A 17,392-nucleotide genomic window follows, 5' to 3' on the forward strand; every position below is an offset into this window, starting at 1 on the left:
CTAAATAGTTAAACTTATATTCTTGAAACGATGAACTTACAAGATATTGTCAAGCAACGTGTCGTGGTGCTCGATGGTGCCATGGGAACCATGATACAACGTTATAGACTTGATGAAAACGATTTCCGAGGAACACGATTTGCCGATGCCGCCACTGAGATGAAGGGCAACAACGACATGCTCAACATCACTTGTCAGCATGTGGTGGAGGACATTCACAGGAAATATCTCTCTGTAGGAGCCGACATAATATCGACAAACACCTTCAGCAGTCAGCGCATATCTCAATCCGACTATCATCTGGAGGACTGCGCACGCGAGATGGCGTATGAAGGAGCAAGGATAGCCCGACGCATGGCCGACGAGTTTTCCACCGCCGACAGACCTCGTTTTGTGGCTGGTTCTATTGGACCTACAAACAAGACTTGTTCTATGAGCCCCGACGTGAGCGACCCTGCCAAGCGTGATGTCACATACGACGAGATGTATGCAGCGTATGAGGAACAAATCGACGGACTGATAGATGGCGGTGTAGATATCCTACTCATCGAGACCATCTTCGACACTCTTAACGCAAAGGCAGCCACCGACGCGGCCCTGACCACAATGCGTAAGAAGGGTAAGCAACTACCCATCATGCTGTCTGTCACCATCAGCGACCTTGCCGGACGCACGCTCAGCGGACAGACACTCGATGCGTTCATGGCATCGGTAGCCTCCTACCCCATCTTCTCCATCGGACTCAACTGCTCGTTTGGAGCAAGACAGATGAAACCCTTCATCGCTGAACTCGCACGCAAGGCTCCGTGGTATGTCAGCGCACATCCTAATGCAGGATTGCCCAACTCCATGGGACTCTACGACGAGACTGCCGAGAGCATGGCGACCCAGATTGCCGAACTCATCGACGAACAATTGGTGAATATCGTAGGTGGATGTTGCGGCACTACCGACGAGTTTATTGCGCGATATATTCCGCTCACCATAGGAAAGACCCCTCGCAAGCCACAACCCGCCCCGGACACCATGTGTCTCTCAGGACTCGACATGCTCGACGTGACACCCGAGCTTGGATTTGTCAATGTCGGCGAACGCTGTAATGTGGCTGGTTCCAGGAAGTTCCTGAGACTGATTAAAGAGAAAAACTATGAGGAAGCCATAGGCATTGCACGAAAACAGGTGGCTGATGGTGCACAGGTCATCGACGTCAATATGGACGACGGACTGCTCGACGCCAAGGAGGAGATGAAGACCTTTCTCAACCTCATAGCCGCCGAACCTGACGTGACAAGAGTGCCTGTGATGATCGACTCGTCTAACTGGGATGTGATTACCGAAGGACTGAAATGCGTACAGGGAAAATGTATCGTCAACTCCATATCGCTCAAAGAAGGAGAAGAGGTGTTTATTAGCCATGCACGCGACGTGATGCGATATGGCGCTGCCGTCGTGGTGATGTGTTTCGACGAACAAGGTCAAGCCACTACGTTCGAGCGACGCAAGGAGATAGCAGAGCGCGCATACCACATACTCACCGAAAAGGTGGGCATGAACCCGCTCGACATCATCTTCGACCCTAATGTCCTCGCCATAGCCACTGGCATGGAAGAGCATAACGCCTATGCACGTGACTTTATCAGAGCAACAAACTGGATACGAACTCATCTTCCCGGAGCACACGTGAGCGGAGGTGTCAGCAATCTCTCGTTCTCGTTCCGTGGCAACAACTACATACGCGAAGCTATGCATGCCGTATTCCTGTATCACGCCATTGCCAACGGCATGGACTTCGGCATCGTCAACCCAGCAACGAAGGTGCTCTACAGCGACATCCCTGCCGACCAGTTACAGATAATAGAAGATGCTATCCTCTTCACTCATGACGATGCGCCCGACCGTCTCATAGACCTGGCCGAACAACTGAAGGCTGAGGCAGACAGGAAGAAGGCGGAAGCAGAGAACGCCAATGCGCAGGGTAATATGGGCAACACATCTCAACAAGTAGAGAAATGGCGCTCAGAATGTCTGGAAAGACGTCTCGAATATGCCTTGATAAAAGGTATAGCTGACTATCTTGACTCCGACCTCGAAGAGGCTCTCGCAAAATATCAGAGGGCGGTGGATATCATCGAAGGACCGCTGATGAACGGCATGAATACCGTAGGCGAGCTGTTCGGAAGTGGAAAGATGTTCTTACCACAGGTGGTGAAGACCGCGCGAACGATGAAAAAGGCCGTGAGCATTCTTCAGCCACATATTGAGGCACAGAAGACCGAAGGAAGTGCAAAAGCAGGAAAGGTGTTGCTTGCCACGGTAAAAGGCGACGTACACGACATTGGAAAGAACATCGTTGATGTGGTGATGACTTGCAACAACTACGAGGTGATAGACATGGGCGTAATGGTTCCCGCCGAACAAATAGTGCGCAAGGCAATAGAAGAGAAGGCCGACATCATAGGTCTCAGCGGACTGATAACACCGAGCCTTGAGGAGATGGTCAACGTGGCACGAGAGATGGAAAAGGCAGGACTGCATATACCTATCATGATAGGTGGAGCAACGACAAGCGAACTCCATGTGGCTCTGAAGATTGCGCCCGTCTATGGAGGACCGGTAGTGTGGATGAAAGACGCTTCGCAAAACCCCATCATCGCAGCACAACTGCTTAACACCACCGAAGGAAGGAATCTCGACCAGACGCTGTCGCGTCGCTATCAACAGTTGCGCGACGACTACGAGACAAAGCAGAAACCACTGGCCTCGATAGATGAAGCAAGAAAGAATAAACTTAATTTGTTTTAATAAGGATAAACGTTTTTTTTAATAAGGAGGTACTTGATTATTTTTAGACAATGATTAAGACAATACTATTCGATATGGGAGGCGTGGTCATCACGCTCGACCAACGTCAAGCCATCGAGCGCTTTAAAAGTCTTGGCCTCGCCGATGCCGAACAGCGCCTCGACGCTTACACCCAACAGGGCATCTTCGGCGACCTCGAAGCAGGAAAGATAACCGACGAGGATTTCAGACGCGAGCTCAGTGTGCTCGTAGGACGCGAACTGTCGTGGAACGAGTGCCGATATGCCTGGATGGGCTACTGCGGTGGCGTGCCTGAACGCAACCTGCAGAAGATGAATGAACTACGTGACAGAGGCTATCGTGTGGTGCTGCTGTCAAACACCAATCCGTATATGATGTCGTGGGTGATGAGCGATGAGTTTGACGGAAAGGGACACTCGCTCGGCTATTATCTCGACGAGGCATATATGAGTTATAAATGTGGTGCTATGAAACCCGATCCTGTCTTCTTCAATGCAGTTATCAAAGGCGAAGCTCTCGTGCCGGAAGAGACTCTCTTCCTTGACGATGGTCCACGAAACATCGCTGCCGCCGACGCCCTCGGCATCAAGACCCTGCTTGTGGATAACGGTGAGGACTGGACAGGAAAGATTGAAGAGAAACTTAAAGCATTATCATAAGGTGAAAAAGACAACAATCATGAGAAGATTGACAACATTATTTATGCTTGCCATAGCCTTAATGGCATCGGCACAGTCGAAAAGAGAATTCCGTGGCGCATGGATACAATGCGTCAACGGACAGTTTCAGGGCATGTCAACACAAAAGATGCAGAGCACACTGAGCTACCAGCTCGACGAACTGCAAAAAGATGGTTGTAACGCCATCATCTTCCAAGTGAGGCCTGAGTGCGATGCCCTCTACGAGAGCAGTATGGAGCCATGGAGCCGCTTCCTCACGGGTACACAAGGCAAGGCGCCCAGTCCTTATTGGGATCCTCTGAAATGGATGATCGAGCAATGTCATAAGCGTGGCATGGAACTGCATGCATGGATCAACCCTTATCGTGCGAAGACAAAGACCACCACACAGTTGGCGTCAAACCATATCGCCATACGCCATCCCGAGCGTGTCTTCTCTTACGACGGACAGTTTATCATGAACCCTGCTATGGAAGAAAACCGCAAGTATATATGCAATGTCGTAGGCGACATACTCAGACGCTATGACGTTGACGGACTGCATATCGACGACTATTTCTATCCCTACCCTGCAGCAGGACAAACCATCCCCGACGCACAGCAGTTCCGCACCATGTCAAATGGTATAAAAGACCTTGGCGACTGGCGACGTTACAATGTCAACCTCTTCATACGTCAGCTCCACGACACCATAGCCAACGTGAAGCCGTGGGTGAAATTTGGCGTGTCGCCTTTCGGCATTTACAGAAACAGGAAATCGTCGCCTATAGGCAGTAATACTAACGGCCTGCAGAACTACGACGACCTCTATGCCGACGTGCTGCTTTGGATTAACAACGGGTGGATAGACTACTGTGTACCACAGATTTATTGGCAGATAGGGCATCCAGCAGCCGACTACGAAGAGCTCATAGGTTGGTGGAGCCGTTATGCCGGCGGACGACCTCTGTTTATAGGCGAGGACGTGGAGCGCACAGTGAAATATACCGACCCTTCAAATGTCAATAGTCATCAGCTTCCAGCAAAGATGAACCTACATCAGCAGCATCGCAACGTGCAGGGTACAGTGCTGTGGTATGCAAAGGCTGCGGTGGACAACGTAGGTAACTATGGTACGCTGTTGCGAACCAACTATTGGCGCACCCCTGCCCTCCAGCCACTCATGCCTTTCATCGACGGCAAGGCTCCGAAGAAGCCAAGAAAGGTGAAGCCCGTATGGACAGAGGACGGCTATATCCTCTTCTGGACGGCGCCGAAGGGCAAGGGATGGAAAGACGAGGCTGTGAAATATGTGGTCTATCGTATTGCCAAAGGAGAGAGATTCGACATCTATAATCCCAACAATATTGTGGCAATAACCACCGACACTTATTACAAACTGCCCTATCATAACGGTAGTGAGAAATATACCTACGCCGTGACTGCTCTCGACCGTATGCAAAACGAGAGTAAACCTGCGAAGACAAAGGTGAAGCTATAAGATTTCAAAACATTTATCCAAACAAATTGTTGCAGATATGGCAGACAACAGTACAAGCAGATCACGACGCACTCCCAAACCAGCTCCGGTAGATAATACCTATGCCCATCTCCAGCCACAAGCCCTCGACGTGGAAAGGGCTGTGCTTGGTGCGCTGATGATCGACCGCGACGCTTATACCATAGTGTGCGAGATATTACGCCCTGAGAGCTTCTACGAGAAACGTAATCAGCTCATCTTTGAGGTGATAAGAAGCCTTAGCATGGCTGAGAAACCAGTGGATATCCTTACCGTCACCGACGAATTGGAGAAGAAGGGGTATCTTGAGAAAGCAGGCGGACCGCTATATATCACCGAACTCGCCTCTAAGGTGGCATCGTCAGCCAATATAGAATATCACGCACGTATCGTGGCGCAGAAATTCCTCGCCCGACAACTCATCTCCTTTGCCAGCACCATAGAGACAAAGGCTTTCGACGGCACGGTGGACGTGGACGACCTCATGCAGGAGGCTGAAGGCTCGCTCTTCGAACTCTCCCAGCGTAACATGAAGAAAGACTATACGCAGATCGACCCTGTCATTACCAACGCCATCAACGTGATACAGAAGGCGGCGGCTAACAAGGACGGTCTCACCGGCGTGCCTTCAGGTTACCATAAGCTCGATGATATCACCAGCGGATGGCAACCCTCTGACCTCGTCATCATCGCAGGTCGTCCGGCCATGGGAAAGACCTCGTTTGCCTTGTCTATGGCAAAGAATATCGTCGCCGACTACCGTGTGCCCACAGCTTTCTTCTCTCTCGAAATGAGCAACGTGCAACTGGTCAACCGTCTTATCTCCAACTGCTGCGAGATACAGGGTTCGAAGATCCTCAGCGGACAACTGAAACCCGACGAATGGGATCGTCTCGACAAGCGTATCAACAATCTCATCGGTGCTCCGCTATATGTTGACGACACTCCTGCCTTGTCGGTATTCGAACTGAGAACAAAGGCAAGACGACTGGTGCGCGAACACGGCGTGAAGCTCATCATGATAGACTATCTCCAGCTCATGAACGCTCAAGGCATGCAGTTTAGCGGACGACAGGAAGAGGTGTCAACCATCTCCCGATCGCTCAAAGGGCTTGCGAAAGAGCTCGACATACCCATCCTCGCACTCAGTCAGCTGAACCGTGGCGTGGAGTCGCGTGAAGGTCTTGAAGGAAAACGACCACAGCTGAGCGACCTCCGTGAGTCGGGAGCCATCGAGCAGGATGCCGACATGGTGCTCTTCGTCCACCGACCAGAATACTATCATATCTTCCAGGACGACAAGGGACGCGACCTGCACGGTATGGCGCAGATCATCATAGCCAAGCACCGTAAGGGTGCCACGGGCGACGTACTCCTCACCTTCCGTGGCGAGTTCACCCGCTTTGAGAATCCCGAAGACTCCTCGCTCCGTCCTATGCCAGCCAACGAAGGCGAAATCGTCGGGTCGAGAATCAATGGTGGCGACTCAGGTGCCGCCGACTTCCCTCCGTATAACCCAACCGACATTCCGCCCATGGACGGGCCGATGCCGTTTTAACATACACCAATACCAATGAAACAACGTTTATTATTTGTTTGTCTCGGAAATATTTGTCGCTCTCCTGCCGCCGACGGTATTATGAAAGCCATGGTGGAGAAGAGAGGATTGTCACACATGTTTGAAATTGACTCATGTGGCATCGGACCGTGGCACGTGGGCGAGTTGCCCGACTCACGCATGCGACGTCACGGTCACGACCATGGTTACCGCTTCGACCATCGTGCCCGACAGATAAGAAGGGAGGACTTCGACCGTTTCGACCATATCATAGTGATGGACCACGAAAACTATCGCACCATCACCTCCATGGCACCCGACAACACGTCGAAGGCAAAGGTGGAGATGATAGCACAATATATCTCTAACCATAAGAATGTCGATGTCGTGCCCGATCCATACTATGGAGGCGACAAAGGCTTCGAACTCGTCATCGAACTGCTCGAAGACGCATGCGAGGGAATAATTGACACATTATCTTAGAATAATAAAAATCATAAGGTAAGCTCAATATTTGTTATTAGACAATAAGATAGCTCAATTTTTATTGTTAGAAATAAGGTAACTCCATTTTTATTTTTTGAAATAAGGTAACTCTATATTAATAATAAAACAATTAAACTCAATATTAACAAAACAACAAGAAACTATGAACATTGGAGAAAAGCTGCCCGAGATACTAGGTATGAACGAGAAGGGCGAACAGATCACACGTGATAGCCTTGCTGGACAAAAGGTGGTATTGTATGTATATCCAAAAGACAACACCTCTGGCTGCACCGCCGAGGCATGTTCTTTGAAGGAGCGCTACGATGAACTCAAGTCAAAGGGATATGTAGTGATAGGTGTGAGCAAAGACTCAGCCGCCAGTCATCAGAAATTCATCGACAAATATGAACTGCCTTTCCCGCTGATAGCCGATACCGACACCACCCTACTCCAACAGTTAGGAGCCTGGGGCGAGAAGTCGATGTGCGGAAAGAAATATATGGGTGCGCTGCGTACTACGTATCTCGTCAACGAAGAAGGTGTGATAGAAAAGATTTTCACACCAAAGGAGATAAAGACAAAGATACATGCCGAACAGATACTTGACTATCTGAAGTAGGAAAGGAAGATACATGCCGAACAGATACTTGACTATTTGAAGTAGGAAAGGAAGATACATGCCGAACAGATACTTGACTATTTGAAGTAGGAAAGGAAGAAAAACATGCAAGGAAGAAGGTTTTTTCGCCTTTTTCCTTGCAAAATAGGAAATTTATTCCTACCTTTGCAGTCGCTAAGCAAAATCTAAGGGCTTAGAGGCCGATAATGCACCCATAGTTTAATGGATAGAATGAAGGATTCCGGTTCCTTTGGTTGGGGTTCGATTCCCCATGGGTGTACTGAAGGGTTTTCCGGTTTTTCTGGATATTCCGGGTTTTCTGGGCTTTCTGGGTTTTCCGGGTTTTCCGGGCTTTCTGGATATTCCGGGTTTTCCGGATATTCCGGGTTTTCCAGGCTTTCAGGATATTCCGGAGCTCCCGGAAATACATATTTTTTTAGTACTTCTTAAATTATTTCCTATGAAGAGAGAAGAACGCTATACTATCATTCTTGATCATTTTAGAAAAGAAATGCCTAACGTGACTACCGAACTCGATTTCGACAGTGAATTCCACTTGCTTGTAGCCGTTATGCTCAGCGCACAGTGTACAGACAAGCGTGTAAACATGGTCACGCCCGAACTGTTTCGACAATATCCCACCCCACAGTCTTTGGCCGACGCTACCGAGGACGACGTCTTCGCCCTTGTGAAGAGTGTGTCTTATCCTAATGCTAAGTCGCGTCATCTTGTCGAGATGGCACGGCAATTAGTGGAGCGCTTCGACTCTGTTGTGCCGCAGACTCTCGACGAACTCGTTACGCTGTCTGGCGTAGGACGCAAGACAGCCAACGTGATGCTTTCGGTGGCTTTCGGACAAGGTGCCATGCCTGTAGATACTCATGTTTATCGGGTCAGTCATCGCATAGGATTGGTCAACGATAGCGACAACACCCCGTTGAAGGTAGAGCAACGTCTCAGTCGTTATATCCCGAAAGAAGAGCTGGGACTCGCCCATCACTGGCTTCTCCTCCATGGACGATACGTGTGCACCGCCCGAAAGGCACACTGCTACCGCTGTCCTATCGCCCATGTCTGCAAGAGCAACGAGAAACGATAATATTTTTCCACAACATATTTTTATTAATAAAGAGATGAAATACTTCGAGGTAGTGTTTTCCATTAATACCCGTGCCGACATACTTCAAGATGTCCGTGACGTGCTTGCCGCAATAGCTGGCGAGACAGGTTTTGAAACTTTTGAAGATACTGATGACGGTATCAAGGGATATGTTCAGATGGATATGTTTGACGAGGATGCGCTGAAGGCCTCGCTTGCGGATTTCCCATTTGACGACACGAAGATCTCATATTCCGTCGCCGAGGCGGAATATCGCGACTGGAACGAACAGTGGGAACAGGAAGGCTTCTACCCTATCGACATCGACGGACGCTGCGTGATTCACGACGGCCGTCATCTGCCGGAGACCTTACCTTCATTGTCGGTAGAGATCGACGCACGACTCGCCTTTGGCACTGGTACACACGAGACCACACGGATGATTGTCCGACGTCTGCTCGACACCAAACTTGCTGGTTGCTCGCTGCTCGACTGTGGCTGTGGCACAGGCATCCTCGGTATCGTGGCCTTGAAATGTGGAGCTGCGAGTGTGACTGGATATGACATTGACGAATGGAGTGCCGACAATACCCGACACAATGCCGTCATCAATCGTGTGGAAGACAGATACGACGTGTTGCTTGGCGACGCAACGGTGCTTGATGGTGTGGAAAGACAATTTGATGTGGTTGTTGCAAACATAAACCGAAACATTCTGCTTGCCGACATGCCACGCTTTGTGGCTAAGATGAAACCTGCCGCAAAACTGATTCTCAGCGGTTTCTATCGTGATGACGTAGAGAGTCTGAAGCAAAAAGCTTGTTCCTTAGGCCTTGCCCTCGAAGACATGGTGACAGATGGAGATTGGACTATGATCGTCTTCGGTTAGTCCGTTACGAAAAGTCTGAAAAGTCTTATGTTTATCTGAAAAGTTTGTCCGAAAAGTTTGTCCGAAAAGTTTGTCCGAAAAGTTTGTCTGAAAAGTTTGTCCGAAAAGTCTCGGCTACTCCTCTTCTTCGGTATTTCCGATGGTGAGTCGTTTAAGGTCGTAATAGCTGCCATTATAAATATCGAAATCCACATATCCTTTTATGCCTGGTAGTTTTCCGCAGTCAGTATGCTGCCAAAACTTCCACTTACCCTGATATTCCACCTTTTCCACATAGTAATGTGCAATCCAATAAGGATATTCGTCGAATATGGGGTCGCTGAGATAGCGCATCTTGAATTTGTAGTAAGTGTAGATGATAGGTTTCACGCCATATTTCTTTTCTACAAGTCTCAGCCACGTGAGCACGCTCTCCTTAAACTCTTCGTCGGTCTGCGACTTAGCCTTATGCTCCACGTCGAGCACAGGAGGCAGGTCGCCCTCTTCGAGTTTTACTTGTTTGATGAAATATTCGGCTTGTGCCCTGCCAGAAGAATGTACGCTCCAGAAGTGGTAAGCTCCTCTTATAAAGCCATATTCGCGTGCTTGATAAAAGTTGTCGTTGAATTTGTCATCCAGTTTGCTGGCACCTTCTGTGGCCTTAATCATCACAAAGCGTACGGGACATTTCTCTATCATCCCGTGGTTGCGCAATTTCTCCCAGTCTATCTCGCCTTGGTAATGGCTGATGTCGATGCCGTGAATCTCATATCCTTCAGGATATGATATGTCGCCATATAGTGCGCGCCATCTGAATCCGAAAGGCGAGACGAAGAAATAATAGAAAAAGACAACGTATAGCGCTACTACGGTAAAACCGCCGAGCCACCAAGCCCATCCGGGTAGTTTTTGTAATATACGAATCAGTACGCCGGGTTCTTTCCGGCGTACTGTCGATTTGAGTATTTTCTTACGTTGTCTTTGCGGCATGTCGAGTTGATTATTCCTGCTCCAGGGTAAGTGTCTTTGTAGGCTGGTCGCATACTTCAGACGGACCGAAGTACTGTATTGGTCCAGGATAAACAAACTCAGTCTCGCGTGCCCATCTTGTGCGGTGAGCCACGAAGTACTTGTATGGTTTGCCGTCGAGTTCTACGAGGGCCTTGCGGATCACAGGCTTCATCTCGCCGTTACGCTTCTCCATGTTCATCATCATGGTGATTGGAATACCGCCGGCAATCCACTCGTCAACAGGCTTTGATGTGTTCTTGACAGACGACATGTAGCCGGTCTTGCCAGCAGCGATCAGCATCGAAGCGTTGAATCCGAGAGAGTAGCAGTAGTCAGCGTCGAAGTTTGACGGAGCTGCACATCGTCCCTCATATCCGAAGAAGTGGTGTTGTGTAGAGAACTTTCCGTTGAAGAGTCCGTCCTTCTTCCACTGTGCGAGCTTCTTGCCAACCATTTCGGCGAGGAGCTGTTCTGTCTCGATGAGCGATACCTGTACGTTGCCGTGTGGGTCGCGCTCCAGTGCGAGCTGGCGTGAAACAGAGATAGGCAGGCTCTTGAAGATGGCAGCGTTCTCGTCAGAGAGGTGCTGCAGCACGTAGTCGATCTTCTTGTCGTCGGCGATCATGTCGAAGTCAGCCTGGTTAGCTGCGAGCATGTCGTTGAGTTCGGCGATGAGCTTCTTGATGGCTGGGATAAACTCGATAAGTCCCTCTGGTACAAGTACTACACCATAGTTCATACCGCGTGTGGCACGGTCGGCAACGGCGTCGGCGATGTAAGTCACCACGTCGTCGAGCGACTGGTTCTTAGCCTCTACCTCCTCACCGATGAGTGTGATGTTTGGATGAGTCTGCAGTGCGCACTCGAGTGTGACGTGTGAAGCCGAGCGACCCATCAGTTTGATGAAGTGCCAGTATTTCTTTGCCGAGTTGCAGTCGCGCATGATGTTACCGATGACCTCAGAGTAAACCTTTGTAGCTGTATCGAAACCGAACGAGGTCTCTATCTCAGAGTTCTTTAGGTCGCCGTCGATGGTCTTCGGACATCCGATCACCTGTACGCCAGCGTCGATAGCTTTGTAGTACTCAGCGAGCACACATGCGTTAGTGTTTGAGTCGTCGCCTCCGATGATGACGAGTGCCTTGATGTCGAGAGCCTTGAGGATCTCGAGACCCTTGTCAAACTGCTCTTTCTTCTCGAGCTTTGTGCGACCAGAGCCGATAATGTCGAAACCGCCGGTGTTGCGGTATTCGTCGATGATGTCGGCAGTGAGCTCCATATAGTTGTGGTCAACGAGACCACCAGGTCCGAGGATGAAGCCATAGAGACGGTTGTTTGGGTTGAGCTTTTTGATACCGTCGAAGAGACCCGAGATGACGTTGTGTCCTCCAGGAGCCTGTCCGCCTGAGAGTATCACACCCACGTTGATGGCGACATTGCTTGCCTCGCCTTCAGTAGGCTCAAACTTAAGATACGGCATGCCGTAAGTATTTGGGAAGAGCTTCTCCACCTCTTCCTGGTCAGCAACTGACTGTGTAGGCTCGCCTTCGACGGCCTTCAACGCACCGCGCAGAGCCTTTGGCAGCTTTGGCTGGTAGGCAGCACGTGCAATCTGTAATGCGCTTTTTTCCATAAATAGCAAATAATGTTTATATATAAATAAATTCTAACTTCTCGTCATTTTTGTGCCTTTATGCGGCAATTCTTTTGCAAAAGTAACAATTTTCGTTGAGAAATAAGAAATATTTTGGTGTAAATGTAGGATTTTAATATTTTTTTGATTTCAATTATGTCTTAATTCAAATATTTTGCTTAACTTTACGTCGAAATTCAGAATATCTTTATAAACAAAACAAAAAATCATCATGGCAAAGAGAAAAGATTTAAAGAAAGTAATCAATAATATCTGCATGGATCTCACTGCAGAAGTAGTGGCTGTATCTCTCTATGAAAGCAAGCCTGCTGAAGAAAACGTGCTCGCCATCATCAACTCTATCCTGAAGATTCGCCAACACTATATCGGACGCATCTCAAAGGTGGAGCCAGGCATCCCGGCCAAGAAGTATTTCCATAACCTTGTCGAGGAGTTTAACAGCGACACGCTCGAGATCATCGACCATATTGGCAATCTTAACTAAATACTTGCCTCTTATGTGGAAATCATTCTGTCGGTGGCTGTTATACAGTCGCATGGGGTGGACCATAGACGTCACTGAGTCTCACCCCGAGAAATATATTATCTGTTTGGCACCACATACCAGCAACTGGGACTTTATCATCGGTCAGCTCTATTCAGGGGCGGAAGGCATGAAGTGCAACTTCCTCATGAAAAAAGAGTGGTTCTTTTGGCCTATGGGCATACTGATGAGAAAGCTCGGGGGCATACCCGTGTGGAGGTCGAAACACATGAGCATGACTGACCAACTCGCCATGACGGCAATGAAGATGGACTCGTTCCATCTCTGTGTCACCCCCGAGGGTACACGCTCCGCCAATGCCGAATGGAAGTTAGGCTTCTATTTCATTGCCCTGAAGGCAAACCTGCCTATCTTGCTCTATGGGGTGGATTTTGAGAAAAAGGCTATCGTATGCCGAAAGACTATCATTCCCGACGGTGACGTGGAGAAACAGATGAAAGAGGTGAAAGAGTACTTCAAGGACTTCAAGGGGAAGATTCCCGAGAATTTCGCGCTCTGACCCTCAGTCGTCTCTCCTTTACACACAAATACATAGAAAGACACATGAAACTTTTCAACTCGTCAACAGCATCGACTCGACAACTCGACAAAAGTATCAATTCGTCAACCCGTTCACTTGTCAACTCGTCAACTCGTCAACTACTATATATAATAATAGGTGTAATGACGTCTCTTGTAGCCAACGCCCAAGGGAAGCAATCGAGAGGACTGTGGCAACGCATAGACTACGACGGCGAGCCATGGGTAAAAAACACATCGCTGCCATACAAGACCACCAAGGGACTCTACAACCGCCACATAGCCCTATGGGCGAGTCACGGACGCTACTACGACCAGAAGAAAGGCCGTTGGAAATGGCAGCGCCCCAATCTCTTCTGCACCACCGAGGACCTCTTCACGCAGACCATCGTGGTGCCTTATCTCATACCGATGCTCGAGAATGCAGGCGCCGTGGTGTTCACTCCACGCGAACGCGACTGGCAGACCAACGAGATCATCATCGACAACGACACACCACGACAGGGCACCGCCTATGTCGAGGCTAATGCCCGTGGCGAGTGGCACCCTACCCCCACTCCTGGCTTCGCCTTTCACCAAGGCTCGTATCGCGACAACGAGAACCCCTTCCTTGCCGGTACGGCACGACAGTCAAAGGCCACACGCAGCAAGAAACGCTATAACCTCATCTCCTATCAGCCCAACTTCCCCGAAGAGGGACGCTATGCCGTGTATGTGAGCTATCAGACTGTGAAGAAGAGCGTTGACGATGCTTCATACACCGTCTGGCACAAGGGCGAAAAAACCACGTTCAAGGTCAACCAGCAGATGGGAGGCGGCACATGGGTGTATCTCGGCACGTTCGACTTCGACAAGGGGTCGAGCGAATACAACCGTGTGGAACTCACCTCACAGAGTGCCCACCGCGGAGTGGTGACGGCTGATGCCGTCCGTTTCGGCGGAGGAATGGGAAACATCGAGAGAGGCGGCACCACAAGCGGCATGCCACGATGCCTCGAGGGTGCCCGTTACTATGCCCAGTGGGCAGGCATGCCATACGACATCTACAGCACCAAAAAGGGCACCGACGACTATAGCGACGACATCAACGTGCGCTCGCTGATGACAAACACCCTCGGCGGCGGCTCCGTTTATATGCCTTCACGCGAGGGGTTGGGAGTGCCTCTCGAACTGTCGCTCGCCGTACACAGCGATGCAGGCTACCGCACCGACGACACGTCGCTCATAGGCTCTCTCGCCGTATGTACCACACGCTTCAACGACGGACGCCTCAATGCCGGCATCTCGCGACTCGCCTCACGCGACTTCGCCCAGACCCTCCTCGACAACCTCAGTACCGACCTCGCGGCAAAGGGGATAACATGGCCCATACGCGAACTGCGCGACCAGAACTACTCAGAGACACGACTGCCCGAAGTGCCTTCGGCCATCATCGAGACCCTCTCGCATCAGAACTTCAACGACATGCGCCTCGGCCTCGACCCCGACTTCCGCTTCACCATGGCACGCTCTTTCTATAAGAGCATACTGAAGTTTGTGACAAGACAACATAACGACGACTACCAGGTGACGCCACTCACACCCACCGACTTTGCGGTGGATATAGACGCTAACAACGGCGTTGCCACCCTCTCGTGGTCTCCCGTCAACGACCCTCTCGAACCCACTGCCCGCCCCACGGGCTATGTGGTATATACAGCTACAGGAAGTGCCGACTTCGACAATGGCACCGTCGTGGGCAACAACACGTCAACGGCAATACATCTCGAACCTGGCGTCCTCTACAGCTTCCGTGTGGCTGCTATTAACAAAGGCGGATGTAGCTTCCCCAGCGAGGTGCTCTCAGCCGTGTATAATCCTTATGCGCGACATAAGATAATGATTGTCAATGCCTTCGATCGTCTCTCGTCGCCCGGGATAGTCAATCGTCCCTTAGGCAAGGGCTTTGATATCGACGCCGATGCAGGACTGACCTACGGCAAGACCATAGGCTGGTGTGGCCGTCAGACCGTGTTCAACACCAAGGCAGCGGGAGGTGAAGGTCCAGGGGCACTTGGATATAGCACAGGCGAACTCGAAGGACGCATTGTAGCTGGCAACGACTTCAACTACGTGCGTACCCACGCCGCCGCCATACAATCCACTGGCAACTATACCATCGTCAGCTGTTCGCGTCAGGCTCTCGAAAACGGAAAGGCGTCGCTCTCGGGCATTCACCTTGCCGACCTCCTCTTCGGTGCGCAACGCAAGACTGCCGACGGACGTTATGCCGTCTTCACTCCACGACTGATGAAGATAGTCGCCGACTTCGCCAATAGTGGCGGCTCGCTGCTCGTCAGCGGTTCGTCTGTGGCAAGCGACCAGACCACCGTCGCCGAACGTGCCTTCCTCCGCAACATCATCAAGTGCGACTTCGGAGGCAGCTACGACGGGGCATCGCCTACGGTAAAGGGCATGTCCACAGAGTTTGACTTCTATCATAGCCTGAATGCCACACACTATGCAGTCACGTCGCCCGACATACTCGCACCAGTGTCGCCAGCCTTCGCCACGTTGGCCTACAACGACGGACAGCCCGCAGCCACTGCCTATAGCGGCGACGACTACCGGGTGCTCGCCCTCAGCATTCCCATAGAGTGCATCATCGACGGTCACCAGCGCAACGCCTTGATGCGTGGCTTCGTCGATTTCCTCTTAAAGTAGTAATAGGAGTAACACTTGATGAACTTCACATAGTTTATTACACATGAGAAATAAATAATAAAAATATATAAACAATGGAAACGTATAAGATTCAATCAAACCAGTCAGGAACAAGAAGCATCGACATCTCGGAGAAGCATCTTGAGACAATAATGAAATACCACCTCTTCCGCGGACTCATCGACAGCAATGGCTTTGTGGATGAGGCAGTGCTCGACAAGCTCAAGCTCAACATACGCTCAATGCTCGAGACCGAGACACTGAAAGACAACGACCTGCTCGACCTCTGTCTTGACGTCATCTATCATAAAAACATGAAAGCCTTCGGTCTGCAACAGCTCGTGCTGCTCTTCATAAAATGGAGCGACGCACGCGAACGCACTGCCGACCAGCCCGAAACCGACACAAAACCCGCCAATGAAGGAGATGCAGAATAAGGTGCCGGCAACGAGGGAATACCGGCTGTCAGACTTCCTCCCCACAACAAAGAAGGAGATGGAGATACGCCGCTGGGACTCTGTTGACGTGATCCTCTTCTCTGCCGACGCTTATGTTGACCACCCGTCGTTTGGCGCGGCCGTCATAGGGCGTGTCATCGAGGCAGCGGGATTCCGTGTGGCCATAGTGCCGCAGCCAGACTGGCACGGCGACTTCCGCGACTTCAAGAAACTCGGCCGTCCACGGCTGTTCTTCGGCATCGCTCCGGGGTGTATGGACTCTATGGTAAACAAGTACACCGCCAACCGTCGCCTGCGCTCAGAAGACGCCTACAGTCCTGACGGCCGCCACGACATGCGTCCCGAATATCCCACCATAGTATATACGCAGATACTCAAGCAGCTCTACCCCGACGTGCCTGTGGTATTGGGCGGCATAGAGGCGTCGATGCGCCGTCTCACCCATTACGACTATTGGCAAGACCGTCTGCGACCTTGCATCCTCTGCGACAGCCATGCCGACATGATTATCTACGGCATGGGCGAGCGTCCTGTGCTCGAACTATGCCGTCGTCTCGACGAGGGCACTCCCATAGCCGACATCACCGACATTCCCCAGACCGTCTATCTCGCAAGGAAAGGCTCACTGAGGAATATGGCCGACACTGCCGACATACGCCTCCACAGTCACGAGACCTGTCTTCAAGACAAACGTGCCGAGGCCGACAACTACCGCCATATCGAGGAAGAGTCAAACAAGATGCACGCCTCGCGTCTGCTGCAAGACGTGGGCGACGACACCGTAGTGGTCAATCCGCCCTACCCGCCCATGACCACCGAGGAGCTCGACGCCTCCTTCGACCTGCCCTACACGCGCCTGCCTCACCCCA

14 protein-coding genes, 1 tRNA gene and 1 pseudogene are annotated in these 17,392 nt (G+C 50.7%); 14 read left to right on the forward strand and 2 right to left on the reverse strand.

Annotation, left to right across the window (positions count from 1 at the left end; genetic code table 11):
* Positions 1-30 precede the first annotated feature (30 nt).
* The 9 genes from metH to prmA all read left to right on the forward strand — a co-directional run bounded on the left by metH (position 31) and on the right by prmA (position 9,655).
* The gene (gene metH / locus CIK99_RS08940; RefSeq protein WP_094381181.1) at positions 31-2,802 is read left to right on the forward strand and encodes a methionine synthase; all 2,772 of its coding nucleotides are present in this window, start codon (positions 31-33) and stop codon (positions 2,800-2,802) included.
* 50 nt (positions 2,803-2,852) lie between these two features.
* Positions 2,853-3,482: an HAD family phosphatase gene (locus CIK99_RS08945; RefSeq protein ID WP_094381182.1), complete on the forward strand. Its 630-nt coding sequence runs from the start codon at positions 2,853-2,855 to the stop codon at positions 3,480-3,482.
* A 19-nt stretch (positions 3,483-3,501) separates the two neighbouring features.
* A complete protein-coding gene (locus tag CIK99_RS08950) occupies positions 3,502-4,983 on the forward strand; it encodes a glycoside hydrolase family 10 protein (protein ID WP_094381199.1) in 1,482 nt (493 codons plus the stop codon).
* A gap of 37 nt (positions 4,984-5,020) precedes the next feature.
* The gene (dnaB, locus tag CIK99_RS08955) at positions 5,021-6,559 is read left to right on the forward strand and encodes a replicative DNA helicase (protein WP_094381183.1); all 1,539 of its coding nucleotides are present in this window, start codon (positions 5,021-5,023) and stop codon (positions 6,557-6,559) included.
* 15 nt (positions 6,560-6,574) lie between these two features.
* The gene (locus tag CIK99_RS08960; protein ID WP_094381184.1) at positions 6,575-7,042 is read left to right on the forward strand and encodes a low molecular weight protein-tyrosine-phosphatase; all 468 of its coding nucleotides are present in this window, start codon (positions 6,575-6,577) and stop codon (positions 7,040-7,042) included.
* A 166-nt stretch (positions 7,043-7,208) separates the two neighbouring features.
* Complete coding sequence (locus CIK99_RS08965) at positions 7,209-7,667, forward strand: peroxiredoxin (RefSeq protein ID WP_094381185.1); 459 nt, start codon at positions 7,209-7,211, stop codon at positions 7,665-7,667.
* Between the two features lie 208 nt (positions 7,668-7,875).
* Positions 7,876-7,947 (forward strand) — tRNA-Arg (locus CIK99_RS08970).
* 180 nt (positions 7,948-8,127) lie between these two features.
* Positions 8,128-8,766 carry an endonuclease III gene (nth, locus tag CIK99_RS08975; RefSeq protein WP_094381186.1) on the forward strand — a complete coding sequence of 213 codons (639 nt, stop codon included), beginning with the start codon at positions 8,128-8,130 and terminating at the stop codon, positions 8,764-8,766.
* A 34-nt stretch (positions 8,767-8,800) separates the two neighbouring features.
* Entirely contained in the window at positions 8,801-9,655 is an 855-nt protein-coding gene (gene prmA, locus CIK99_RS08980; protein WP_094381187.1) for a 50S ribosomal protein L11 methyltransferase, read from the forward strand.
* A gap of 114 nt (positions 9,656-9,769) precedes the next feature.
* Here the strand turns inward: prmA and CIK99_RS08985 are convergent, their stop codons facing one another.
* A complete protein-coding gene (locus CIK99_RS08985; RefSeq protein WP_094381188.1) occupies positions 9,770-10,624 on the reverse strand; it encodes a glycoside hydrolase family 25 protein in 855 nt (284 codons plus the stop codon).
* 10 nt (positions 10,625-10,634) lie between these two features.
* Positions 10,635-12,278 (reverse strand): diphosphate--fructose-6-phosphate 1-phosphotransferase, encoded by a 1,644-nt coding sequence (locus tag CIK99_RS08990; RefSeq protein WP_094381189.1) that lies wholly within the window; start codon positions 12,276-12,278, stop codon positions 10,635-10,637.
* Positions 12,279-12,510: 232 nt separating this feature from the next.
* On the opposite strand from CIK99_RS08990, the gene CIK99_RS08995 reads away from it, so the two are divergent.
* The 5 genes and pseudogenes from CIK99_RS08995 to CIK99_RS09015 form a co-directional block, all read left to right on the forward strand.
* Complete coding sequence (locus CIK99_RS08995; RefSeq protein ID WP_094381190.1) at positions 12,511-12,783, forward strand: hypothetical protein; 273 nt, start codon at positions 12,511-12,513, stop codon at positions 12,781-12,783.
* A gap of 13 nt (positions 12,784-12,796) precedes the next feature.
* Complete coding sequence (locus CIK99_RS09000) at positions 12,797-13,342, forward strand: 1-acyl-sn-glycerol-3-phosphate acyltransferase (protein ID WP_094381191.1); 546 nt, start codon at positions 12,797-12,799, stop codon at positions 13,340-13,342.
* Positions 13,343-13,506: 164 nt separating this feature from the next.
* Positions 13,507-16,065 (forward strand): fibronectin type III domain-containing protein, encoded by a 2,559-nt coding sequence (locus CIK99_RS09005; protein ID WP_094381200.1) that lies wholly within the window; start codon positions 13,507-13,509, stop codon positions 16,063-16,065.
* A gap of 74 nt (positions 16,066-16,139) precedes the next feature.
* Positions 16,140-16,502: a hypothetical protein gene (locus CIK99_RS09010; RefSeq protein ID WP_094381192.1), complete on the forward strand. Its 363-nt coding sequence runs from the start codon at positions 16,140-16,142 to the stop codon at positions 16,500-16,502.
* Positions 16,483-17,392: pseudogene (locus tag CIK99_RS09015) on the forward strand (YgiQ family radical SAM protein); the annotation flags it as partial. The gene CIK99_RS09010 and the pseudogene CIK99_RS09015, both read left to right, overlap by 20 nt.

It is taken from the genome of Prevotella sp. P5-92 (genome assembly GCF_002251245.1).
Taxonomy (GTDB): Bacteria; Bacteroidota; Bacteroidia; order Bacteroidales; family Bacteroidaceae; genus Prevotella.

What these genes read in the sequence shown, in the direction of transcription:
- metH (WP_094381181.1), top strand. Translation starts at nt 31, where the DNA reads ATGAACTTACAAGATATTGTCAAGCAACGTGTCGTGGTGCTCGATGGT.
- CIK99_RS08945 (WP_094381182.1), top strand. Translation starts at nt 2,853, where the DNA reads ATGATTAAGACAATACTATTCGATATGGGAGGCGTGGTCATCACGCTC.
- CIK99_RS08950 (WP_094381199.1), top strand. Translation starts at nt 3,502, where the DNA reads ATGAGAAGATTGACAACATTATTTATGCTTGCCATAGCCTTAATGGCA.
- dnaB (WP_094381183.1), top strand. Translation starts at nt 5,021, where the DNA reads ATGGCAGACAACAGTACAAGCAGATCACGACGCACTCCCAAACCAGCT.
- CIK99_RS08960 (WP_094381184.1), top strand. Translation starts at nt 6,575, where the DNA reads ATGAAACAACGTTTATTATTTGTTTGTCTCGGAAATATTTGTCGCTCT.
- CIK99_RS08965 (WP_094381185.1), top strand. Translation starts at nt 7,209, where the DNA reads ATGAACATTGGAGAAAAGCTGCCCGAGATACTAGGTATGAACGAGAAG.
- nth (WP_094381186.1), top strand. Translation starts at nt 8,128, where the DNA reads ATGAAGAGAGAAGAACGCTATACTATCATTCTTGATCATTTTAGAAAA.
- prmA (WP_094381187.1), top strand. Translation starts at nt 8,801, where the DNA reads ATGAAATACTTCGAGGTAGTGTTTTCCATTAATACCCGTGCCGACATA.
- CIK99_RS08985 (WP_094381188.1), bottom strand. Translation starts at nt 10,624, where the DNA reads ATGCCGCAAAGACAACGTAAGAAAATACTCAAATCGACAGTACGCCGG.
- CIK99_RS08990 (WP_094381189.1), bottom strand. Translation starts at nt 12,278, where the DNA reads ATGGAAAAAAGCGCATTACAGATTGCACGTGCTGCCTACCAGCCAAAG.
- CIK99_RS08995 (WP_094381190.1), top strand. Translation starts at nt 12,511, where the DNA reads ATGGCAAAGAGAAAAGATTTAAAGAAAGTAATCAATAATATCTGCATG.
- CIK99_RS09000 (WP_094381191.1), top strand. Translation starts at nt 12,797, where the DNA reads ATGTGGAAATCATTCTGTCGGTGGCTGTTATACAGTCGCATGGGGTGG.
- CIK99_RS09005 (WP_094381200.1), top strand. Translation starts at nt 13,507, where the DNA reads ATGACGTCTCTTGTAGCCAACGCCCAAGGGAAGCAATCGAGAGGACTG.
- CIK99_RS09010 (WP_094381192.1), top strand. Translation starts at nt 16,140, where the DNA reads ATGGAAACGTATAAGATTCAATCAAACCAGTCAGGAACAAGAAGCATC.